Source organism: Bacillus sp. SG20033, from assembly GCF_044570195.1.
GTDB lineage: Bacteria > Bacillota > Bacilli > Bacillales > Bacillaceae > Bacillus > Bacillus subtilis.
The window spans coordinates 1,021,447-1,044,100 of record NZ_CP172606.1 but is presented as its reverse complement, the minus strand read 5'-3'; the positions used below and the strand labels follow the sequence as shown (position 1 = coordinate 1,044,100).

Annotated in this window: 24 protein-coding genes; 13 read left to right on the top strand and 11 right to left on the bottom strand. The window is 44.4% G+C overall.

Going from position 1 to position 22,654, the window contains the following annotated elements; translation table 11 throughout:
- Positions 1-463 precede the first annotated feature (463 nt).
- Entirely contained in the window at positions 464-1,537 is a 1,074-nt protein-coding gene (locus ACFVP7_RS05395; RefSeq protein ID WP_049140668.1) for a DNA alkylation repair protein, read from the top strand.
- A 43-nt stretch (positions 1,538-1,580) separates the two neighbouring features.
- Here ACFVP7_RS05395 and ACFVP7_RS05390 read toward each other — a convergent pair whose 3' ends face one another.
- On the bottom strand, positions 1,581-1,934 hold the full coding sequence (locus ACFVP7_RS05390) for a YlbF family regulator (protein ID WP_003224239.1): 354 nt from the start codon (positions 1,932-1,934) through the stop codon (positions 1,581-1,583).
- Between the two features lie 92 nt (positions 1,935-2,026).
- Entirely contained in the window at positions 2,027-3,160 is a 1,134-nt protein-coding gene (locus tag ACFVP7_RS05385) for a DUF445 domain-containing protein (protein ID WP_021479649.1), read from the bottom strand.
- Between the two features lie 266 nt (positions 3,161-3,426).
- Here ACFVP7_RS05385 and spaC point away from each other — a divergent pair, with 266 nt between their 5' ends.
- The 6 genes from spaC to ACFVP7_RS05355 all read left to right on the top strand — a co-directional run bounded on the left by spaC (position 3,427) and on the right by ACFVP7_RS05355 (position 7,542).
- Complete coding sequence (gene spaC, locus ACFVP7_RS05380; RefSeq protein WP_032725304.1) at positions 3,427-4,518, top strand: spore coat associated protein SpaC; 1,092 nt, start codon at positions 3,427-3,429, stop codon at positions 4,516-4,518.
- Positions 4,508-5,869, top strand: a complete 1,362-nt coding sequence (gene yheD / locus ACFVP7_RS05375; RefSeq protein WP_042977721.1) for a spore coat associated protein YheD — start codon at positions 4,508-4,510, stop codon at positions 5,867-5,869. The genes spaC and yheD overlap by 11 nt, the downstream gene beginning before the upstream one ends.
- 149 nt (positions 5,870-6,018) lie before the next feature.
- A complete protein-coding gene (locus tag ACFVP7_RS05370; protein WP_010886462.1) occupies positions 6,019-6,237 on the top strand; it encodes a YheE family protein in 219 nt (72 codons plus the stop codon).
- A gap of 212 nt (positions 6,238-6,449) precedes the next feature.
- The gene (gene sspB / locus ACFVP7_RS05365) at positions 6,450-6,653 is read left to right on the top strand and encodes a beta type acid-soluble spore protein SspB (protein WP_003233287.1); all 204 of its coding nucleotides are present in this window, start codon (positions 6,450-6,452) and stop codon (positions 6,651-6,653) included.
- Between the two features lie 104 nt (positions 6,654-6,757).
- Positions 6,758-6,883, top strand: coding sequence for a hypothetical protein (locus ACFVP7_RS05360; protein ID WP_003245136.1), 126 nt, complete (start codon positions 6,758-6,760; stop codon positions 6,881-6,883).
- Between the two features lie 38 nt (positions 6,884-6,921).
- Entirely contained in the window at positions 6,922-7,542 is a 621-nt protein-coding gene (locus ACFVP7_RS05355; protein WP_273796246.1) for an SDR family oxidoreductase, read from the top strand.
- Between the two features lie 48 nt (positions 7,543-7,590).
- Here ACFVP7_RS05355 and bmrD read toward each other — a convergent pair whose 3' ends face one another.
- From bmrD to ACFVP7_RS05340, 3 genes are all read right to left on the bottom strand, one after another.
- The gene (gene bmrD, locus ACFVP7_RS05350; protein ID WP_338733001.1) at positions 7,591-9,612 is read right to left on the bottom strand and encodes a multidrug resistance ABC transporter ATP-binding protein/permease BmrD; all 2,022 of its coding nucleotides are present in this window, start codon (positions 9,610-9,612) and stop codon (positions 7,591-7,593) included.
- A complete protein-coding gene (bmrC, locus tag ACFVP7_RS05345) occupies positions 9,609-11,366 on the bottom strand; it encodes a multidrug ABC transporter ATP-binding protein BmrC (protein ID WP_273797432.1) in 1,758 nt (585 codons plus the stop codon). The genes bmrD and bmrC overlap by 4 nt, the downstream gene beginning before the upstream one ends.
- A gap of 119 nt (positions 11,367-11,485) precedes the next feature.
- Positions 11,486-11,647, bottom strand: a complete 162-nt coding sequence (locus ACFVP7_RS05340) for a hypothetical protein (protein WP_010886461.1) — start codon at positions 11,645-11,647, stop codon at positions 11,486-11,488.
- A 163-nt stretch (positions 11,648-11,810) separates the two neighbouring features.
- On the opposite strand from ACFVP7_RS05340, the gene ACFVP7_RS05335 reads away from it, so the two are divergent.
- Both ACFVP7_RS05335 and nhaC read left to right on the top strand, forming a co-directional pair.
- Positions 11,811-12,311 carry a universal stress protein gene (locus ACFVP7_RS05335; protein ID WP_015252456.1) on the top strand — a complete coding sequence of 167 codons (501 nt, stop codon included), beginning with the start codon at positions 11,811-11,813 and terminating at the stop codon, positions 12,309-12,311.
- Positions 12,312-12,437: 126 nt separating this feature from the next.
- Positions 12,438-13,799: a Na+/H+ antiporter NhaC gene (gene nhaC, locus ACFVP7_RS05330; RefSeq protein WP_338732999.1), complete on the top strand. Its 1,362-nt coding sequence runs from the start codon at positions 12,438-12,440 to the stop codon at positions 13,797-13,799.
- 42 nt (positions 13,800-13,841) lie between these two features.
- On the opposite strand, the gene dat is transcribed toward nhaC, so the two are convergent.
- Positions 13,842-14,690 (bottom strand): D-amino-acid transaminase, encoded by an 849-nt coding sequence (gene dat / locus ACFVP7_RS05325; RefSeq protein WP_015483020.1) that lies wholly within the window; start codon positions 14,688-14,690, stop codon positions 13,842-13,844.
- 283 nt (positions 14,691-14,973) lie between these two features.
- Between dat and ACFVP7_RS05320 the strand changes: the two genes are divergently transcribed.
- Entirely contained in the window at positions 14,974-15,822 is an 849-nt protein-coding gene (locus ACFVP7_RS05320) for a polysaccharide deacetylase family protein (protein WP_032725295.1), read from the top strand.
- 23 nt (positions 15,823-15,845) lie between these two features.
- On the opposite strand, the gene srtN is transcribed toward ACFVP7_RS05320, so the two are convergent.
- The 3 genes from srtN to ACFVP7_RS05305 all read right to left on the bottom strand — a co-directional run bounded on the left by srtN (position 15,846) and on the right by ACFVP7_RS05305 (position 18,030).
- Positions 15,846-16,589 carry a sirtuin NAD-dependent deacetylase gene (gene srtN / locus ACFVP7_RS05315; protein ID WP_227057332.1) on the bottom strand — a complete coding sequence of 248 codons (744 nt, stop codon included), beginning with the start codon at positions 16,587-16,589 and terminating at the stop codon, positions 15,846-15,848.
- Between the two features lie 69 nt (positions 16,590-16,658).
- Entirely contained in the window at positions 16,659-17,774 is a 1,116-nt protein-coding gene (gene mscY / locus ACFVP7_RS05310; protein WP_338732996.1) for a small-conductance mechanosensitive channel protein MscY, read from the bottom strand.
- A gap of 148 nt (positions 17,775-17,922) precedes the next feature.
- On the bottom strand, positions 17,923-18,030 hold the full coding sequence (locus tag ACFVP7_RS05305) for a YhdX family protein (RefSeq protein ID WP_009966908.1): 108 nt from the start codon (positions 18,028-18,030) through the stop codon (positions 17,923-17,925).
- 233 nt (positions 18,031-18,263) lie between these two features.
- On the opposite strand from ACFVP7_RS05305, the gene ACFVP7_RS05300 reads away from it, so the two are divergent.
- Genes ACFVP7_RS05300 through crcB form a run of 3 tightly spaced genes read left to right on the top strand, consistent with a single transcriptional unit; the run spans position 18,264 to position 19,730 of the window.
- The gene (locus tag ACFVP7_RS05300) at positions 18,264-18,995 is read left to right on the top strand and encodes a glycerophosphodiester phosphodiesterase family protein (protein WP_338732994.1); all 732 of its coding nucleotides are present in this window, start codon (positions 18,264-18,266) and stop codon (positions 18,993-18,995) included.
- The gene (locus tag ACFVP7_RS05295) at positions 18,982-19,377 is read left to right on the top strand and encodes a CrcB family protein (RefSeq protein WP_338732992.1); all 396 of its coding nucleotides are present in this window, start codon (positions 18,982-18,984) and stop codon (positions 19,375-19,377) included. Before ACFVP7_RS05300 ends, ACFVP7_RS05295 begins: the two co-directional genes overlap by 14 nt.
- Entirely contained in the window at positions 19,374-19,730 is a 357-nt protein-coding gene (gene crcB, locus ACFVP7_RS05290; protein ID WP_338732990.1) for a fluoride efflux transporter CrcB, read from the top strand. The genes ACFVP7_RS05295 and crcB overlap by 4 nt, the downstream gene beginning before the upstream one ends.
- A 13-nt stretch (positions 19,731-19,743) precedes the next feature.
- Here the strand turns inward: crcB and ACFVP7_RS05285 are convergent, their stop codons facing one another.
- Positions 19,744-21,129 carry a hemolysin family protein gene (locus ACFVP7_RS05285; protein ID WP_003233322.1) on the bottom strand — a complete coding sequence of 462 codons (1,386 nt, stop codon included), beginning with the start codon at positions 21,127-21,129 and terminating at the stop codon, positions 19,744-19,746.
- Positions 21,130-21,455: 326 nt separating this feature from the next.
- A complete protein-coding gene (locus tag ACFVP7_RS05280) occupies positions 21,456-22,637 on the bottom strand; it encodes a pyridoxal phosphate-dependent aminotransferase (RefSeq protein ID WP_326069311.1) in 1,182 nt (393 codons plus the stop codon).
- Positions 22,638-22,654: the final 17 nt, after the last annotated feature.

Here is a 22,654-nt window from a genome sequence, read left to right as displayed (position 1 = left end):
ACTGTACTTGTGTATAGGATATGACCCTGTCTCTGTGTTTAGAACAACCTTTTCTTAAAGCAAAAAAAGCCTGGCTCAGCAGACTTTATGTATGGCTTGTTGATAGGATACGATCGAAGCAGCCATTCTCCCTAATATCGTTATTTCGATTTACGAAAAATCATGTATCAGGAACCCCTTGTTTGACCAATGATGCGCTCCGAACACTTACTCTCTGTTGCTTATCCCCTCTATATAACGGCATGATATGCGACCGTATCCATTTGAAATAGGTAAGTGTAGGCGCTTTCAATGTTATTATCTCAGTTTTCCTTTCCGATGACAAGGGTTTTTTTAACTAAAAAAAGTAACCAACTTTTGTATATCCGTGGTAGGATCAGTTGTTAATTTTTAGGACTATACACTTGATCCAGAACGTACATTCCCATACAATATAAATAATAAACGAAAAAGCGGTGTTTATATGGCTGATTTAAAAGAAATATATAATGAAGAACTGATATCTCAGTTGATCCATCATGTAAGGTCATCCTATCCTGATTTTAACAAAAACAGATTCTTGGATACATTACGGCTGGAGGACTGGCCTGAACTCACTTTAAAAGAGCGGATGCGCCGCGTGACAGTTTCTTTATACGAAACTTTGCCAAAACAATACGTTGAAGCGCTCACAATTTTACGGGATACAGCCCCTCATTTTAAAGGACTCAGCGGAATTTTATTTCCAGATTATGTGGAACAGTACGGGTTAGCGCATTGGGAAGAATCAATAAAGGCATTGGAATACTTTACGCAATATTCGACCTCAGAATTTGCTGTAAGGCCTTTTTTGCTGTTAGATCAAGAAAAGATGATTGCACAATTGCTTGCATGGTCTGAGCATAAAAATGAACACGTGAGAAGACTTGCGAGCGAAGGCAGCAGGCCCCGCCTGCCATGGGGAAAATCGATACCGGCTTTGAAATCGGACCCTTCCCCCGTATTGCCGATCCTTGAGAAGCTGATGCAGGACGAGTCCTTATATGTAAGGAAAAGCGTGGCCAACAACCTTAATGATATATCAAAAACGCATCCTCATTTACTGAGTAAAGTCGCAGATCAATGGTACGGAACACATCCCCATACAGACTGGATTATCAAACACGCCTATCGGACCTTATTAAAAAAGGGTGATAAACAGGCCTTAGCGCTTTTTGGTTATGAAAATGCTGATTCGATACAACTACATGATTTAACATGCCAGCCCAAACGTATAGTTATTGGCGAAAGCCTTGAATTTTCTTTCTATATTCATTCAGACAGGGATCAAAAAGTAAGAATTGAGTACGCAATTGATTTTGTAAAAGCAAGAGGCCAGCGTCATCAGAAAGTATTTAAAATAACAGAAACAAATATACGAAAAAACGAAACGAAGTCATACACAAGAATCCAATCCTTTAAGGATTTAACCACCAGAAAGCATTACAAAGGAATTCATACATTATCAGTCATCATCAATGGAGAGGTAAAAGATTCATTGGATTTCCAAGTTTGCTGAATGAATAAAAAATCCCTTCTTATCCAAGAAGGGATTTTGCTGATTAGCCTTCAACACTGCCGTAAAGCTCTTCCAAAGGCTTCATAATGATTTTGTTCAATTCACCAATCAGCATGCTCATGCGCTGCTCCGCTTCCATCAGCTGAGAAATTTTTTCGTGCTGCTGTACAAGCGCAACTGTTTTTTGAGCCTGCGTCACTTCTTCTTGTGTAATCTCTTCTCCTGCCATTTGTTTTTGCTGGAGTCTAAGCTGTACATCACGGAAGTTTTCGAACATGCGCTTCGCTGATTCATCTGCGTTAACTTCGTCGTAAAGGTTTTTTAAACGGGTAAACTCTTCGCTCCCGCGTAATGCATTTTCCAGATCATACGCTACATCATAAAAATTAACAGCCATTGTAAATAGCTCCTTTCATCATTGCCGTTTGACATACCACTCCACTATAACAGACTATGGAGATCCTTTCATTAATCAGAACCCATTTCTTCTTAAAAAAGGATGACAAACAGTGCTTGAATCGCGCCTATAATTCCGCCGAGAAGGCCCCCCAAATAGGTAATCATTTTAAATTCTTTTTTTGAAATGGACAGCACCATTTCTTCAAGACGCTCCACCGGGAACTGATCCACCTGCTCCTTGACGATTTCCTCAAGACGCAACCGTTTTAAGACACTTTCAAGGTTGGACGAAATCCCTTCAAGCAATTTGTCTAACAGTGCCGGCAGCATTTGCTGGGTCAGCTCAGATTCATAGCGGACGGTAAGCGTGCCAATCGTATTGTTGAAGAAAGGGGCAGTCGAAAATGCTTGCAGCATTCTTCGTTTCAAACTGAAAATGAGCGCCTTTGCATTCCATTTTTCGTCTGCTTCATTAAACGTATACTCCCTCAGCTTGCCCCATTCGTTTTTTAAGAGATCAGAAAGCAATTTATTTGTTTCCTCATTCCGCAAGAATTTCAGCAGCTCCGGCAGCACGCGATCCGCAAGGCTTGAATTGCCAAGAAACATTTGCACCATGCTTCCAAGCATGCCGCGCTCTTTTAAAAAGTCATCAATCATATTGCCAAGACGGATTTTTCCTTCATCACTTTCAAAATAACGGACACTCCGTGACAATATATATCCTGAAATCATCGGAATTTTTTCCTCAAGCTTTTCCTGCACCTCTATAGGCACCAGCTCTTTTAACGATTGGTCCCCGTATTGGCGGAAAAGCTCATTCAGCTTATCATCGGTCCAGCTGCTGATCCATGCATCAGCAGCTTTTTCGGGGCGCTTCATCCCGGCTTTTTCAAGCGCTTCTTTTACTGTCACTTCAGAAAGTGACAGCTTTTGAATCAGCTGTTCCCCCACTCGAAGAGCCTGCGTTTTGGCTGCATCAGAGACGAGCCGCTTTTTAATGCCTTCAGGGGTTAAGAGATGATTGACTACCATCAGTCCCATTTGTTTTGCAAGTTCATCTCGCCGTCTTGGAATCAGCCCGGGCGTAAAAGGAACTCGCTTCCCAAACAAATAGTACGCTTTATACGGCCTAAACAGCATTTGAATTGCTAAATGATTGGTCACCGCTCCAATGGCAGCGCCGATCACGATCATAAAAATAAAGGTTCCTGCAATACCCATTCCTATTCATCTTCCTCCATCTGTGCTTCAGCTTTTTTCATATGGATTATGTACCTATACGTATTATAGAGGCTCATGCAATCACTTAGCAAACGAGGAGACAAATTCCTGTTCTTAGAAAATCAGCTTGTTCTTTTGGAATAGGGCAAGGTGAAGAATCGTATTCTGTAAAGTAGAATACCGTCAGCTGCGTTCGTCTTACATGTATTTAGTGTAAAGCTGCGGACACCCGCCGGCAGCTTTTGAATAAAAGGGGGAGTCTCACCATGATAACACTCGGTTTTATGTCCTTATCCCGCCAGCATGAAGCGGATTATTCCGCAGAACTGGCCAAAAGAGCACCCGAATTCGGCATACGTTTCATCCGGTTTACACCATTTGATATTTTACCTGACACTTTGCGTGTCAAAGCATCGGTCTATCATTCGGCCAGCAGCACATGGAACGAAACTGAAATGGCGATTCCAGATTATATTTATGATCGCTGTTTTTACGGCAAGGATTCACATTCCCAAAAAGCAAAACCAATCGTTGAGTGGCTCAAAAAATATCCGAAAACGGAATTTATCGGGCGGGGTCTTCCCGATAAGTGGACCGTCCTTCACGATTTGCAGCAGCACTCTGTAATCAATCCCTATATTCCCGAAACGATAAAGGTGAACCGCTACGAACAAATTCAATCCTTTTTATCCAAAGAAAAAGCCTGCATCCTTAAACCGGCATTCGGCGCGGGAGGCAGAGGCGTGATTCTTTTGAAGCTGGGCAAGAAAAACATCACTGCTACTTATCACATCGGAAAGGATAAGCAGACAAAAACGTTTTCCAACCAGACTTCTTTTAAAACATGGTGCAAAAAAGTGCTTCAGCATCAATATTTGCTTCAGCCTTACTTAAACATTCAAGATAAGGAACAATACCCTTGTGATATTCGTCTGTTTATGGAAAAAAACGAAGCAGGTGAATGGAATACAGTCGGAAAGGCAGTAAGACGCGGATACAAACACGGGCTGCTGGCCAATTTGTCAGGCGGATCTGATGCGCTGACATTTGACTCCTGGTTTGAAGATATACCGAAAAAACAGCAAGTGGTTTTACTAGATGATGTGTTTTCGATTACCCAATCGGTTCCGTATTATCTTGACGAGCGCTACGGGCCGTTGTTTGAACTCGGTCTTGATATATGTCTTGCTAAGGACGGGAGAATTTGGATTTTAGATATCAATTCCAAACCAGGCAGGAAGTCAATCCTGCGTGTCTCTCCCGAGCAAAAAGAACAGCTGTACACTTGTCCCCTAAAGCGCTGCCAATATCTGTTTTCTGAGCAAAGCCAGAAAGGAGTTCTTCCGCGTGAATCCTAAACGGTTTTTGATCGGCATAGACAAAACCAGTGAAAACACCCTGTTTCTGCCCTCTTCGCTGAAGCGAGACGGACTTTTGCATGCCGCATTCGGAACGAAGGTTGTCAGATGCCACGTTGCTTACAGACGGCATCTGGAACAAACCGTGCTGCTCTCTGAAAATCTGTTTCATGAGCTTTTGCTCCCCCACCGAAGCAGGGCTGATATACTGATTCATGATCATACAGTGCATATCGGGCCGTTAGTCGGCATCTTTACGGCAGGGTTTACTGTATCTCTTGAACGTCCATTTAAGGATCGTTCCCTCTTTTTTTCTAAGCTTGTCACGTTACACGAGCAAGCCGGAGGCTACTGCTTCGTTTTTGGCGCGCACCAAATCAATTGGGAGGAAGGCACGATTGAAGGCCTCCTTTACAGGGAAAACGGCTGGGAGAAAAAAATCGTTCCATTGCCGAACGTCGTTTATGACCGTTTGCCGAACCGAAAAATTGAAGATTCACTTCTCTTGCAACATACAAAAAAGAGGCTGATCGATGAATATCAGATCCCATGGTTTAATAAAACGTTTTTCAATAAATGGAACGTTCATCAATTGCTCGAAAAAGATCCGAGAACGGCACCCTTTTTGCCTAGATCCGAGCTGACACCGTCTGTGGAGCTGATAGATGAGCTCTGTGGCGCATACAAAAAAGTCTATATCAAACCGGCAAATGGAGCACTCGGCACCGGCATTTATCAGCTGAAAAGAACAGATGGCGGCCTGACGGTAAAGCATACGAATGACGCCAAAACATTTACTTCGATTGATTATTCCGATGCCGCCTCATTCCTTGCAGAATTTCAAAAACAGCACAACACGTCCGACTTTCTCATTCAGCAAGGTGTTGATCTCATCGAATTTCAAGGCAAACCAGCGGATTTCCGTGTCCATACCAATAAAAACAGAAAAGGAAAATGGACAGTGACAGCAATCGCCGTAAAAATTTCCGGAAAGAACAGCATTACAACACATCTTTCTAACGGCGGCACTGTAAAGACACTTGCGGAAGTATACGATGATCCCGCTGAAAGAGTTGAGGTCATTAAAAAGCTTTCTGCAGCGGCACTGACGGCAAGCCATGTCCTTCATGATCATATCGAGGGGTTTATCGGGGAGATCGGTTTCGATTTTGGCATTGATCAGAACGGTAAAGTATGGATGTTTGAAGCGAATTCGCGCCCGGGCCGAAGCATTTTTTCTCATCCAAATTTGCATCATGTTGATTCTCTTACAAAACGAAGAAGCTTTGAATACGCGTCATATTTATCTGAGAAGGCAATCATATCTCCTGAAGCATTGTGGCCTTCGTAACCTGTCCGCTTTTTTAATAAAGCGGGCTTATCTTTATCCAAGGCTGGGACAAACTGCATATTAAGGCCTCTTCAATGATGTTCTGGAACAATGATACAATGAACATAAGCCGTTTATATTCAGGTCAATTGATACCAAATGTAAGGAGCGTGGCCGTAATGATTTCTCATTTCAGCTGGAAACCTTTGTTCCCAAAAGAAAAGCTGCCCGGATGGAAAATTTCATTTTATTATAAAGGGACCCATTATGAAGGCATCTATCATAAGAGCGGTGAGATTGAATGGGGAGACTTGTTTCCCGCCCGCGCTGACGAGCCTGCTCTTACAAACGAGATACATGAACTGATGCTTTTTCATATTTATGACTAGCTTAGCCGCCTAAACGGCTAAGCTTTTTTTCTTTCTCAAGATTTACCACACAATTCTCCGCATGAGTTTCCGGACATTTTAACATAATACGTAGTAACAAGCCGGCAAAGCATTGGGTTACGCCGAGGCGGCAGTGACACCCGAGAAGGGTTCACAGATTGGTGCAACTCCAGTTAACCCAACCATACTAAACAAAAAAGGAGATTTTACACATGGCTAACCAAAACTCTTCAAATGACTTACTAGTTCCTGGCGCAGCTCAGGCTATCGATCAAATGAAACTTGAAATCGCTTCTGAATTCGGCGTTAACCTTGGAGCGGACACAACTTCTCGCGCTAACGGTTCTGTTGGAGGAGAAATCACAAAACGTTTAGTATCTTTCGCTCAACAGCAAATGGGCGGCAGAGTTCAATAACAATTCAATATATGGCTATAGAGGGCGCGGTTTCCGCGCTCTCTTTATTTTGTCACCCTTTTTTCCTGCTCCACATATCCTAGAAAAAAAGGGAGGGAATCGGGGTGTCATTCATCACCATTGTGAATTGGGAGCTGGTTCAGTTCGTAAGTGTATCCATGATTCATGAATATGTTTCCCATCGTTCTGTTTATTTGTACAGGTATTCTTTCCCGCGCTGTTCAAACTGAGAACATCCTTTTATAATGAAAGGCGAGGAGGTTTTTTGATGAAAATCGCTTTATTAGGAGCCAGCGGCCGTGTCGGACAAGCCTTTTTAACACAAGCTGCAGCAGATGAAAGATTTGATATTTTCGCTCTGACCAGATCTCAACATGCTGATCTTCCCCTTTCAAAAGACAGAACCGTCATGGGGAACGCCCGCCGCTTAGAAGATGTGAAAAAAATAATGGAGAATGCTGAAATCGTGATCAGCTGTCTAGGCACAGATGGTGATGATACCTTGTCAACTGCTATGGCACACATTCTCTCCGTTATGGAGGAACAGCATATCAAACGGCTTATTACGATCGGCACCGCAGGGATCCTAGATTCCCGATATGAACCGGGAAAATACCGGTTTGAAACAAATGAATCGAAACGAAAGCAGACCCGCGCAGCCAAGGAGCATGCAAAAGTATACGAAATGCTTAAAGAATCATCATTAGACTGGACAATCATCTGCCCCACTTACCTCCCGGACGGAACAGCAACCGGCGTTTATCGTACGGAGCGTAACGTTTTGCCTGAGGGCGGCACAAGCATTTCGGTCGGCGATACTGCGGACTTTTTATATCGTGAGCTCGTTACAGGTGAGTATGTCGGAAACCGTGTCGGACTGGCTTATTGACTACATAAACCAAAAACCCAAAACACGATTGTTTTGGGTTTTTGAGCGTTATGCAATGGAATGTTTCTGTCCCTTTTGCAGTTCATACATTTGATAATATTGGCCTTCTAATGCCATCAGTTCCTCGTGGTTCCCTCTCTCAACAATTTCTCCTTTATCAAGAACCAAAATCTGATCAGCATTTCTGATTGTTGAAAGCCGGTGAGCGATGACGAAGGTGGTGCGTCCTTGTTTGACGACATCAAGCGCCTTCTGGATCACGGCCTCTGTCTCTGTATCAATATGCGCCGTTGCCTCATCTAAAATCAAGATCGCGGGATCAAACGCCAAAGCTCTAGCGAAAGAAATTAACTGCCGCTCTCCAGAGGATAGCGTGCTGCCTTTTTCAATCACGGGCTCATTAATGCCCTTCGGAAGCTTCTTAAGAAGAGGCTCAGCACCGACTTGCCGCAGTGCATTTTTTATTTCTTCTTCAGTCATTCTTTCGTCATCCAGACTTACGTTAGATCCGATTGTGCCCGAGAATAAGTACGGGTCCTGAAGCACAATACCCATATGGGATCTGAGTTCCTGTCTTGACATGTTGTAAATGCTTTTTCCATCAATTAAGACATCACCTTTTTGCGCATCATAAAAACGAAACAGAAGATTCAAAATCGAGCTTTTTCCTGATCCGGTATGGCCGACGAGCGCTACGGTTTCGCCTTTTTGCGCAGTAAAGGAAATATGCTTTAATACCTCTTTACCTTCTTGATACGCAAATGACACATCACGAAATTCAACCCGCCCCAGCGCGCGCTCCTTCGCCGGTTCACCCGCTTCTTCCGTATTCTTTTCTTCAAGCAGTTCAAAAACACGCCCGGCGGAGACCCTTGCAAGCTCCAGCTTTGAAAACTGATTGACGATGCCTGTGATCGGCTGAAATAACCGGTTCAAATAATCGACAAACGCGTACAGCACACCGATAGAAACAATCCCCGCCGCATTCAGGCTCGCACCGCCAAAATGCCAGATCAGACAGACGAACGCAAGATTGCGGATGACATTGACCAGATTATGGGACATTAAGGAGTTTAAATTCAGCATCCTGTTTTGGAAATAAAAATGTGATTCATTTAATTCCTCAAATTCTCTCATTGTTTCCTTTTGATGGCGGAAAGCCTGAATAATGGTCATGCCTTGAATTGACTCATTCATTTTTGCGTTAATGTCACTGTTGATCGAGCGGATTTTTTGGTTGTAATATGACGCATATCTCCGGTATATGACCGACCACAGCCAGATAATCGGCACAATTGCCAGACATACAAACGCAAGCTTCACATCAAGCAGAAACAAAGCCGTGAATATCCCGAACATATAGATTCCGCTTGTCACAAATGTTGAAAGCACTGTGACATATAAATCCCTAATAGCCTCCGTATCATTGGTAATCCGCGCAACGACTTTTCCGGCCGGAAGGTTGTCAAAATAGCGAATCGGCATTTTCTGTATGTGCGAAAACACGTCCTGCCTCATCTTTTGAATAATCCGATTGGCGCTCATCTGCAGCAGATAATGCTGTCCGTATTGAAAGAATACCGAAAACACAAGCAAGCCCCCATACAGGCAGATCAGTAACACCATTCCCTTTATTTCCGGCTGATAGAACTGGAAAAGTTCCTGCTTAGTCAGCTTTTCGGCAGCATATGTCCGGCTCTTGTCTCCGTTTGTGATCGTCAGCTTCCCGTCAGAAACCGTTCTATTCCCGTCGAAGCTGACAGCCTGATCAACAAAATAGAACGCCATTCCCACTTGATAAATATGTGCTTCTTTTGCTTTTGAAACAGGCTCCTGCAATCGGTCCTCTCTGACATATGAGACGCCGTGAAACTGAACGGCATTTTTATCTTTTTCCGCAGCTTCATACCATGTTTTCTCAATGCCGAGGATATGGTCGTCTATCATTTTTTTGCCAATAAAGGGCCCAGTCAGTTCTGCACCGACGGCAACAGTTAGCAAAAGGACGGCTGTGATCAGCAATTTTCGATAAAGAAGTGCGTATCTCCATAACGTTTTTCCTATTTTCATGCCCCTGCTCCCCCTTCTTCCGCAGTGAACAGCTGCTGTCTTTCATATTGTTCCCGGTACCACCCATTATTGGCCAGCAGTTCTTGATGCGTGCCTCTCTCAGCAATGACGCCGCCGTCCATCACAAGGATCAGGTCAGCGTGCTCTACCGCGGATAATCGGTGCGTCAAAATAAATGTCGTTTTTCCTTTGCGGTTTTCTCTGATGTTCTTGATAATTGCAGCCTCTGTTTTGGCATCTACAGCGGAAAGTGAATCATCCAGAATCAAGATTTCCGGATTCGCCATGAGTGCTCTCGCAATCGAAATTCTTTGTTTCTGCCCGCCTGACAGTGCCACGCCTTTTTCACCGACCATTGTCTCCAGACCGGACGGAAGCATGTGCAAATCTTTTTCAAAATGTGCTTCGGCAATGGCTTGCTGAACCTCTTTATCAGTTGCATCCTGTTTTCCGTATAAAATATTTTCTTTTACAGTCCGTGAAAACAGTAAATGATCCTGCGGCACATATCCGATCCATCCGCGGAGCTGGTCAAGAGGGATTTGCTGAATCGGTACGCCTGAAAATGTAATGCTCCCTTCACCTGGAGGGTACTGGCGCAAAAGCTGCTTAATAATTGTCGTTTTTCCGCTCCCGGTTTTACCGGCAATCCCGACAGTCTGCCCTTTTCGCACCGTAAATGAAATATCCTGAAGATTGTCACTTGTTGAGCTTGGATATGTAAAGCTGACATGACTGAAAACGATATCTCCAGGCTCTTTAAGATCAGCGGGCTGTTTTGGATCTGTCACATCCGTTTCATAAGAAAGAGTTTCATTTACCCGATCTAATGACGCATTGCCGCGCTGCATCACGTTAATGAGTTCACCGATTGCAAACATCGGCCAAATCATCATGCCGAGATAAACGTTAAAGGACACTAACTCTCCAAGCGTCAGCTCGTTCCGGAATACAAGAAACGCTCCGTAGCCGAGCCCAATCAGATAGCTTGCGCCGACAAGCAGTTTTACCGTCGGCTCAAACAGTGAATCAATAAAAGCCACTTTCATATTTTTCTGATAAACATCAGCGGTCATTTCATTAAACCGGCGAACATCGTTTGTTTCCTGAACATACGCGCGAATCACCCGCACGCCTGAAACAGATTCCAGCACTCTGTCATTCAGCGCCCCGAACGCGTTTTGGGCCTCAGTAAACCGCTCATGAATTTTACTTCCATATAGACTGATTGCAATCGCCATGACTGGAAGCGGGATAATGGCGGCAAAGGTCAGCTTCCAGCTGATCAAAAACCCCATTGTCAAAAAGATCGTCATCATAAACATCGTAGAATCAACTAACGTCAAGATGCCAAACCCTGTGGTTAAACTGACGGCCTGAAGATCATTTGTCCCTCGTGCCATTAAATCGCCTGTTCGGTTTTTTTCATAAAACGGCGGCGACATAGTCAGCAAATGCCCCATCAGCTTCGTACGAAGAATTTTCTCCATCAGATTCGCTCCGCCAAACAGCTGATGCATCCAAAAATAAGACATGATATACACGGCCGCCGTCAGCACAAAAAAGATACCGATATAAAACAGCAGCCCTTCCGCAGTAAATGCCCCTGCTTTCATATCATCTATGGCGTTCCCCAAGAGCTTAGGCGGAAACATTTCAATGACATTGACTGCTAATAAAAGGACAATCGCAATCGTATAGCGCAGCCAGTACGCCTTAAAAAACCAGCCAAGCTTTTTCAAAACTGAAAACATCTATCCCCATCTCCTCATCAGCCGCCTTCTATTTTTTCCTTGCAGCTTTTTTCATCCAATTTGGCACGAACAGCCCTCGCCTCTGTATTGGTCTTCACATCCCATACACCTGTCTTTCCTTAGATTTTGTATATAAAAAAGGCATGAAGCGTCAGCTCCATGCCTTTTTTAACCGATATGTTACGCACAGCGCTTTTCAGCGCGCGGTCCGACCTAAAAAACCGTTCACGAAAACAGAACAAAAGGTTTGCCGCGCCAATATGAAACTGTTTGATAAACACGCAAATTCCTTGGCATAGCAAACCCTCCTTCCATTCTGATTTCATCTTTTTATCATCATATAAACAAAACCTTTTATTGTCAATCATTACTTGAATAGGAAAAGGTTAATGGTGCTCAAATTCGGGTAGTAGTGTTGTAAGACGCTTTGAAAGGGTGAGAAGGATGTTCCATGCTGACCGTATCATTGTTGCGTTTGACGGAAGTGAAAATAGTAAGAAAGCGCTTCAGACAGCCATTGATCTTGCTAAAACCGTAAATGCCGCTATTACCGTCGCCCATTCACATGATATGAAAGACAATCAGACCGTCATCGACCCGCCCAGACCCGCAGCTGAGGCAAGCTATATCAGCGGAGGCATGACAAGTGTTCCTGATCCGCTGATATCGGATGTAACATCACCTGAGCCAATGATCTATGAAGACCGTACGGAAGAAGTCATCGCCGAAGCAAGAATGATGCTGAATGAACAGCAGGCAGATGGAGATATCGATATATTAGAAGGCGATCCGGCTGAATCAATTATCGAGCATGCAAACCGCATTTCTGCCGATATGATCGTAACCGGAAGCAGAGACCAAAACAGGCTGAAAAAGCTAATATTCGGAAGTGTAAGTGAAAAGCTTTCAGCGAAATCGGATATACCCGTCCTGATTGTAAAGTGAGCACGCCCTGTGCTCACTTCTTTTATATTCATAATTGTGAAAAAACATAGATTTTCGTTTTTTTCTGTTATAATGCTTTCGTGCCCAAAAGCACAAAAGCATTAAAGATATATATGGGGTGTTATTTTGGATTCTCAAAAAAAGCTGACGTTTCCGTTAGCCGTCGGTTTATTTATATTGATGTTATGCATTATTATTTCTTGCTTATTCTTGCTTCATGTAGAACCTCATATCCCGCTGCTTTTAAGTGTTGTCATGCTTTCAGCAGCAGCTTTATGGTTTGGATTTCCCTGGAAGAGCATTGAAAAAGGGATTGTAGACGGGATCAAAAACGGCGTACAGCCGATTATTGTTCTAGCGCTGATCGGCATCTTAATCGGCGCCTGGATGTACAGCGGCGCAATACCGACTGTGACAGTTTATGCCCTATCCTTTATTGAACCAAGCCACCTTCTGTTGACTGCTTTGTTTTCATGTATGATCATCAGCACACTTGTTGGCTCAAGCCTGACAACTGTTAGCACAATCGGGGTAGCGCTGATCGGCGTAGCGAGCGCGGCTGGCGTTCCGCTTGAATGGACAGCAGGCGCAGTCATATGCGGCGCTTGTTTTGGTGATAAAATGTCGCCGATGTCGGACACAACCAACTTTGCAGCCGGAATAGGCGAAATACCGATCTTTGAACACATTCGCCATATGATGGGCACAACCATTCCAGCTTTGCTCATCACTGTCGTTCTGTTTTACTTTCTCGGTTCATCAGTGTCAACGGACGCTGCTTCAACCGATAATATTCAGCAGGTCATAACCGGAATAAAAGATGCCGCAAACGTGACACCGTGGGCCCTTCTTTCTCCGCTCTTAGTCGTTTTGCTGGCAATTAAACGGGTATCAGTAATCCCCGTTCTGACTGCCGGAATTATTTCCTCGGGAATTTTGACTGCTATTTTTGTACCCGACAGCAGCCTGCAGGCGTTTATGACAGCTTTGCAAAATGGCACAACTTTCGAAACTGACAATGAGGCAGCCGCTAAAATTATCAACAGAGGCGGACTGCAATCCATGATGGGCTCTGTCTCTCTCATTATGATTGCTTTTGCACTCGGGGGATTGATGGAGAAAATCGGATTGATTTCTGCACTATTGGAAGGCGTCATGAAAGGCATCCGCTCAAAAGGCCGTCTTGTTGCAGCAACTGTCTGCTCAAGCATCGGCGTCAACTTGGCAACCGGCGAACAGTATTTATCGATATTAATACCGGGACAATCATTTAAATCCTTATATGACAAACAAAACATCCAGCGAAAATTTCTGACAAGATCATTAGAGGACGGCGGAACATTAATTAACCCATTGATTCCTTGGGGCGTCAGCGGCGCATTTATGGCGAGCGCACTTGGTGTTCCAGTCATAGACTACATCCCGTTTACGTTCTTCCTCTATATATCGCCGATGATCTCCATTTTGATTGGATTTGTTAAAAAATAAAAAGAGCTCCGCTGTATAAAGCGGGCTCTTTTCTTCGTTCATTTATGAAATGCTAGCAGCCTGTTGAATGCTTTCTTGAAAAGCAGCCTGAAGCTGTTTGGTCACCGGTCCGGGTTTCCCGCTTCCGACCGATTGTCCATCGAGCGTCACGACCGGAATAATTTCTGCCGTCGTTGACGAAATAAAGATCTCTTCCGCCTGTTTCAACTCTTCTTCACTGACAGGAGTCTCATCCAGTTTGATCCCATTCTTTTCAATCAGTCCTAAAATATTCATCCGTGTAATTCCATTGAGAATGAGCCGGTTAGCCGGATGTGTTCGCACCGTGCCGTTGATAACGGCATAAACGTTAGAGGAAGTACCCTCCGTAACAACGCCGTCTCTAAGTAAAATGGCTTCAAATGCTCCCGCTTCATAGGCCTTTTGCTTCGTCATGACATTATACAGTAAATTCAGACTTTTGATATCACATCTTAGCCAGCGAAGATCCTCATCTGTAATGGCCGCCACTCCGTATGCCTGCTCTTGCTCCGGTTTTTTCACCGTAAACGTATAAGCAGTAGTCTGCGGCTCAAGCCCGGCTTCATACTGGTGTTTTCGCGGGGCCACACCTCTTGTTGTCTGAATGTATACCGCTCCCTCACTGACCGCATTTTCCTGTACAAGCTTTTGCAGGTCCCACTCGAGATCTTCTATACTGAATGGCAGTGAAATTCCGATTTCAGCAGCACTTCTGAAAAAACGCTCTGCATGCTCACGTAAACCGAACAATACTCCTTTGTACACCCTGATCACTTCATAGATGCCGTCACCAAACTGATAACCGCGATCTTCCAAATCGATTGATGCTTCACTGCGCCCAATCAGCCGGCCATTGACTAAAACCTTCATAAAAGCCCTCCCTTTTCGAGATGTCCTTGATGTCATTCAAGCTGTCATTTCACTAATTCTACCATATTGGACAAGCTGAAAAACAGAAAGATCAAGAGATCTATAGCGGAAAGGAGTTTATTTTTTCCTTAAAATCTGACATTTCGACAACTTTTCTATGTGCTTTCCAGTTTTATTCCTGTATACTTGACTGGTAATACATAGGTTGTAAACATAAGGCATCTTCATAAGCTGCCTGCTGTACAGCATTATGTAGAGATTTTATGCCAATGGAGAGATTGTTATGCGACAAACGAGAGGAGAAGCTTCTCCTTCTGCAGTTTCGCTTGCTTTTAAATTTGCAAGTTTAGCAGTTTTATGTGTGCTGCTTTTGCTTATGGTGATTTTGGGTTATTCCAACAGTTCAACGAAAGCAAAGGAAGTCACTGTCACAACTAACGGACAGCTTCGAGATGAGAAGGAAAGCCTTAAGCTGAAAAACGACTCCCCCGATCTGCTGATAAAACATCTGCAGACAAAGCAGGACATGGGAGATAAAACGGTTTACTTAACCTTCGATGACGGCCCGTCAGCCTTTACAAACCGCTTGCTCGATGTACTGAAAAGCGCTGATGTAAAAGCGACGTTTTTTATGCTGTCACCGCGGATGAACGAATTCAAACAAGCTGTGAAAAGAGCAGAAAAGGAAGGCCACGCACTCGGTTTACATGGCGTTACCCACAATAACAGATTGTTCTATCAAACACCGACATCTCCGCTAAAAGAAATGCAGGAGGCGCGTGACACGCTGCAGGACATTACAGGATATAAAACCGCTCTTGTCAGAACGCCATACGGAAGCAAGCCGTCACTAACCCCCTCACAAATCCGCAATCTTGAGAAAGACGGTTTTGTATACTGGGATTGGACGATTGACAGCATGGACTGGAAATACCGAAATTCAAAGTATGTGACGGCCGTGTTAGAGCAGCTTGAAAATATGGAACACAGCTCTTCAGGCCGCCCGAATGTGATTCTCATGCATGATCTTCCCGCTACCGTAAACGCGCTGCCGGTACTAATCAATAAATTAAAAGAAAAAGGCTATTCCTTCGGAGTGTTAGAGGACACAATGGTTCCTGTTCATGAATAAAAAAGTGAGGCGCATAAGGCGGCTCACTTTTTTATGCCCAAACTTCGGGCAAACTCGCCGATTTTTTGATGGATGACCATGTCAAACAAGCTGTCACAATACGTTGGTTCAAGGTTTATGATGACTTTCTTCATGCCGGGAATCAGACTTGCATCCTCAGGCACAAATCTAGCCGGAGCCACTTCGAGAGACGTGCCGATAACCAATAAAAGATCTGCTTGATCCAGCTTTTCATAAAGGGTGTCAAAGTGCATGACGGCGTCGCCAAAGAGAACAACATCGGTTTTTAATACCGTTCCGCAAATGTCCCCATTGTTCCCGGCCGCCGTGCACTCCGGCACCTCCCGCTCCAGCAAATGGGGAAGATCATATCGGGCGCCGCATGCCGGACAAGCTGCTGTCTGGATAGAACCATGCAGTTCGTACACATGCCTGCTCCCCGCTTTTTTATGAAGACCGTCAATGTTTTGCGTGAAAATATCGACCTGCTTCCCTTGCTTCTCCAGCTCAGCTAAAAGCAAATGGCCTTCATTCGGTTCAAAGCTGCCGCTCATTTTCATCTGGAACAATTCTTTGAATTTGGGCCAAAACAGACGCGGATAACTTAAAAAATAATCAAGGCTCATCGCTTCCATTCTTGAGGCATCCTCCGTCCAAATGCCCCCTGCTGAACGAAAGTCGGGAATCCCTGATTCTGTGCTCATTCCCGCTCCGGTCAGCACAACAATTCGCTGTGCTTCATGTAGAATACTTTTGAATGCTTCCAACTCAACACCGCCTTTTTCTCTTATTTTACCATAAAAAAAACTCCGCCTCTGTCAGACGAAGTCTCTCTTTTAAGCCCGTTCCTTTTCCTCTTTATTTAGATTCACCTGGAATGGGTCGCTTTCGTGCTTTTGCTTGACAACAACCATTTGGCCGGGATATGCAAACTGAACGCCTTCTGCACCTAAAATCTCAATAATTTTATAGTTGATATCCTCTCTAATATTAAGGTTTTCAGCCCAAACCGTCGTTTTTGTATAGAAGTTAAAAAATAAATTGTAGTAGCTGTCGGAAAACGTATCAAAGTTGACCATGATTGTTTCATTATCAACGCCCTCATGCTCTAAGAGCATTGTTCTGAGAGAATGAATGGAGCGTTCGAGGTTCTCAATCGGCGTAGCGTAGGACACATGGATGGAAAACGTAATCTGGCGTTTGGTCATTCTTGTCCAGTTCGTGATCGCTTCCATCGACAGCGTAGAGTTCGGCACCGTTACAAGCGCCCCCTGTGCTGTTCTGAATCTCGTGCTCCTAAAGGTAATATCCTCGACTGATCCTGTTACTGTCGACGTCTCCACCCAGTCACCAATTGTAAACGGCTTTTCAGTAATAATAATAATACCGCCGAAGAAGTTGCTGATGGTATCCTTCGCGGCAAGCGCAAAAGCCAGCCCGCCAAGACCTAGGCCCGCTACAAATCCGTTGACATCATAATTGAATTCCTGAGCGATCACACTGACACTGAGCGCAATGATCACAAAACGAAGCAATTTGGATAAAAACGGGGCCAGAATGTCATCCATGTCAAGCTCGAAGCGCTGATTAACTTTATGGAAGATAAACGACGATGTTGCCGTCAAATTACAAAGACCCCAGCACAAGAGCGCCACAATCAGTGAGCGGTATATTTTGCTGATGACCGGCATTTGCTCATCTAAAAACGGTGAATACCGGATCGCTAAAAACAGCCCAAGGGCAACAAAAAACCATCTGGCCGGCTTATCAAACGCCAGAACCACCTGTTTAAAAATTTCTGTTTTCGGCCGGTTTGTCAAATTAAAAAGCAGGTTAAAGAAATATCTTGTGAATAATTTTCTAAGTATAAGAAACACCAGCAAAATCGCCAAGCTGATGCCGATTTGTATGATGTTATCAAGCGTAAAATACTGCTGCAGATAATCCGGCATGACTGTCTCCCCTCTATCCCAATCAATTGTTTATTATACTAAAATATTCGTAAAGATGTTCATTTAAATGTCTTTTGCAGCACAAAACCCCGGCGAAACGCCGGGGTCATTTCTCAATTCATCTATCAGCCAGATTCAATAGGGACAGTCACTTACCTTTTTTCGTTTGTGTCTGATCAAGGAGAGTTGCTTTTTGCATTTCAGCATCCGTTTCGGCTTTAATTCTTTCCTCCACTCTGATTCTCCCTTTTCCCATGATCTCGCCTCCTTTTTTGCTATTATAAAGGATCATATTTTGTTGTGAACATGTCGAAAGACCTAATTTTCTGACGAAATGTGTTCTGATACGCTGAGTGTCTTTTTTTAGTTATACGCATTCCTCAGCCCGGACCATTCCGATATGGCAGAAAAAATTCACCAGTTTGTATCGCGGTGCATATATGGATTTGATACAATAACAGAAATGCCCATACGAGGAGCTGACTTAGCTTGTACATCATTGCCCATCGCGGAGCATCCGGCTACGCTCCGGAAAATACGATTGCCGCATTTGACCTTGCGGTGAAAATGAATGCAGATATGATCGAACTGGATGTCCAGCTTACAAAAGACAGGCAGATTGTTGTGATACACGATGACAGGGTTGACCGAACAACAAACGGATCGGGCTTTGTTAAGGATTTTACCTTGGAGGAATTGCAAAAACTCGATGCAGGAAGCTGGTACGGTCCCGCTTTTCAAGGAGAGCGTATTCCGACCCTGGAAGCGGTGCTCAAGCGCTACCACAAAAAAATCGGCCTTTTAATTGAACTAAAAGGCCATCCGTCTCAAGTCGGAATTGAAGAAGAGGTGGGACAGCTATTAGGGCAATTTTCTTTTTCTATCAATAATATTGTTCAATCCTTTCAGTTCCGCTCCGTCCAAAGGTTCCGCGAGCTTTATCCTTCGATTCCGACAGCGGTCATTACAAGGCCCAACTTTGGCATGCTGTCCAGAAATCAGATGAAGGCCTTCCGCTCTTTTGCAAACTGTGTCAATATAAAATACACACGGCTCAACCGTCTGATGATCGGCTCCGTCCATAAAAATGGCTTAAACATATTTGCATGGACTGTCAACAATCAAAAGACAGCGGCAAAATTACAAGCCATGGGCGTGGACGGCATCGTTACAGATTACCCGGATTTCATCATAAAGGATGGCAAACATGAAAATATATAGCGCGGTTTTTATTGGAGGCGCGCTTGGCGCCTGCCTCCGATACGGATTAAACTTATGGATACACACCGGTCAGTTCCCGGCGGCAACCTGGCTGGAAAATGCGGCAGGCAGCCTTCTATTAGGCATTTTGACCGGATTTTTTATGATCGGGGCAAAACGGCCTCTGCTGTCGGCTTTTTTAGGCACCGGCTTTTGCGGAGGCATCACAACAATGTCCACGTTTTCTAAGGAAACAGTGATGCTTTTGCAAGGACAACCCTCATTGGCTCTTTTATATGTGGCAGCCTCATTGATATCAGGGATCATATTTGCACTGATTGGTGTTTTTGCGGGACGGCGCATAGCAGGCATTCAGCAAAGAAAGGGGCTGCAGGAAAGATGACACTAGCGGGTATTTTCATAGGGGGCGGACTTGGCGCAATGCTTCGCTTCTGGCTTGGCAATGTCATAACTGCCAAAACCAAAGGTCTGAGCCTGCCCATTGGCATACTGACAGTCAATATTCTCGGTGCTCTCGGGCTCGGAATATTTACAGGACTTCACGTTGCAAATGCTTCGGTCTCGCTTATCATTGGCACGGGGTTTTTTGGCGCCTTTACGACCTTTTCCACTTTCAGCGTTGAAACTATTCAACTCCTTATGGTCAAACGTGTAAAAGAAAGCATCTTGTACATCGCCCTGACACTTTGCGGGTCGCTTTTTGCATTTTGGTGTGGCTGGACAATCACAATGTAAAAAAACCTTGAGCTTATTTCTCGCTCAAGGTTGCACTGTTCAGCATCACAGGCTCGGGCAGCGGCAGCTTGTGGTGCGCCGTAATCCCGGTTGTGTTGCCGGCTTCTTCTTTTATATCGATTTGCTTGATTAATCGGCCGTCCATCTTCAGCACCTTTATCGTATATGAACCGATGCGAATGGATTCACCAGCCTCAATATCGATGTTTTCTTTTAATATCAGCCCGCCGATCGTATCGACGTCTTCTTGAATCGATGCGCCAAGAAGGCTGTTCACCTGATCGATCCGAACCTTTCCATCCATCACATAATGGCCGTCGCCAAGCTTTTGGATCAGCGGCTGTTCATCTTCATCAAATTCATCTCTGATCTCTCCGACAATTTCCTCAAGAATATCCTCTGTCGTCACAAGTCCCGAGGTTCCTCCGTATTCATCCGACAATATAGCCATATGAATGCGCTCGCGCTGCATTTTAATCAGCAAGTCATGAACCGGGATCGTTTCAATCACTTCGATGACCGGCCTCACATACGGATGGATCGTCATCTTCATTCGTTCTTCTTCTGTCATAAACAGCAAATCAGAAAACAAATGCTTCGTATTGACCAAACCGATCACACTGTCTTTGTCTCCATCTGTGACTGGCCAGCGCGTGTATTTTTCCTTCAGCATGACTTCAAGCATCTCGGCCATCGTCATCTCAGTTGACACAGCAGCCATTTCCTTCCGCGGTATCATAATTTCTTTGGCGATCCGATTATCAAATTCAAAAATCTTATTCACATATTTATATTCAGACGGATTAATCTCTCCGTTTTTTAAACTCTCAGATAACAGCATCCTGAGTTCTTCCTCAGAATGGGAACCATCATGTTCTGACGCAGGCTTCAAACCGAACATCCCGCATAAAAGCCGCGCCGATCCATTGAGGATCCAAATAAACGGAAACAGGAGCAAATAGAATAAACGCAAAGGGCCCGCTATCAGTAAAGTCAGCTGTTCTGCCTTTTGAATCGCGACCGTTTTCGGGGCCAGTTCACCTACAACAACGTGCAGGAACGTGATCAAGCCGTACGCGACTGCAAAAGAGGCGGCATGTGAAACCGAGTCTGGCAAGCCGAGCGGTTCAAACAGTGGATGCAGCAGCCGTTCAAAGGCCGGCTCACCCAGTACGCCAAGCCCGATTGATGTCAATGTAATGCCTAGCTGGGATGCGGATAAATATTCATCCAAATCTGTAATGACACGCCTTGCGAGTATCGCCCGTTTGTTTCCTTCTGTGATAAGCTGATCTATTCTGGATCTCCTCACTCTAACAATCGCAAACTCGCTTGCAACGAAAAACGCGGTTAAAGCAATGAGCACGCCAATTAAAATCAGACTGTCAATATCGTCCATTTAACCCTATCCTCTCAACAAAGGATAAGGAGTCACCTCCTGATATAATCATTTTTCCTTAACATTGAGGTACGCGGTGTATTGTTGCCTAAGCAGAGGGCCCCATCATACCACCTCCAAAAGTCAAAGTTTGATTATAAATTGTATATTTTATTGTAACACAACTCATTCCAAAAATGATTTTTAATTTTTAGACTTTTATCATGAAGAAAACCTTAACTGCATGCCTGCTTGTCAATTCTGCGCCTGTCTGGATTGGAAGAGGAAGGATTTTGCGGATATAAAAAGAAAACAGCCTTGAAAACTGTTTTCTTTTCTTTGCCTTCTTAAGCAAAATCTTTATATAAAGAAATGAAAATGTCCCGTGAGTTTTTAATCTGCTCGATCGGCACACTGAAGGATAATCGGAAATGCCCGCTCATTCCAAAACCGCTGCTCGGCACAATTAATAATTTGTATTTTTGGGCGGCATGCACGCAAAATGCAACTTCATCTTCAATCGGCGATTTCGGAAAAACAAAGAAACCTCCCTTTGGCATTTCAAATTCAAAACCGGCTTCTTTTAAAATGTCTACCATTAAATCCCGGCGCTCTTTATAAGCGCTCGCGTCTACTCTTAAATCATCCATTCGTGCCACAGCCCGCTGCATCATGACAGGGGCATTCACAAATCCAAGCGTTCGATTACAATACACAAAAGCGTTGATCAAAAGGTCCGCATCCGGCATTCGGCTGTCCAATCCGATATATCCGAGCCGCTCCCCGGCTATGCCTAGATCTTTACTGAATGAGCTAGCCAATATCACACGATGGTACGATTGAAACGGATTTGCCAGCTCTTCATCATAGATTAATTGACTGTACGGTTCATCAAACAGCACATAAATCGTCTGGCCGCTCTTCTCTTCTATTTCTTTTAATAAAGCGCCTAAATCGTCTATATTTTTCTGGCTGAGAACCGTGCCTGTGGGGTTATGCGGTGTATTGAGGATCAGCCCTTTCGTCTGTGGAGTGATCGATTGCCTTACCGCTTCAATGTCGATCTCAAACCGGCCTGTCAACGGGCAGCTGACGGCCTTTCCCCCGTAGTTCTCAATATACAACTTATATTCGGCAAAATAAGGTGCAAGAATAATGACCTCTTCCCCAGGGTTTACGATGCTTTTTAACGCAACATTCAAAGCGCCTCCCGCGCCCACCGTCATGACGATACGCTCCGCTGAGAAATCAGCTTCAAAACGCGACCCCAAAAATTGCGCGACTTTTTCTCTCGCTGCAGGAAGCCCTTGGTTTTGTATGTATCCGTGGCTGCCTTTTTCAGCTTCCTCTATTAACGCTCTCTTAAAAGCTTCAGGCGGTTCAACAATCGGGTTGCCGAGTGAAAAATCAAATACCTGGTCTTCCCCGAACTCCTTCTTCAGCCTTACACCTTCATCAAACAGCTTGCGAATCCATGATCCTTTATTTAAGTTTTCTTCAACTTCCCGGGATAACCCAGCCAATTTCATCTGTCCCTTCCGTATAT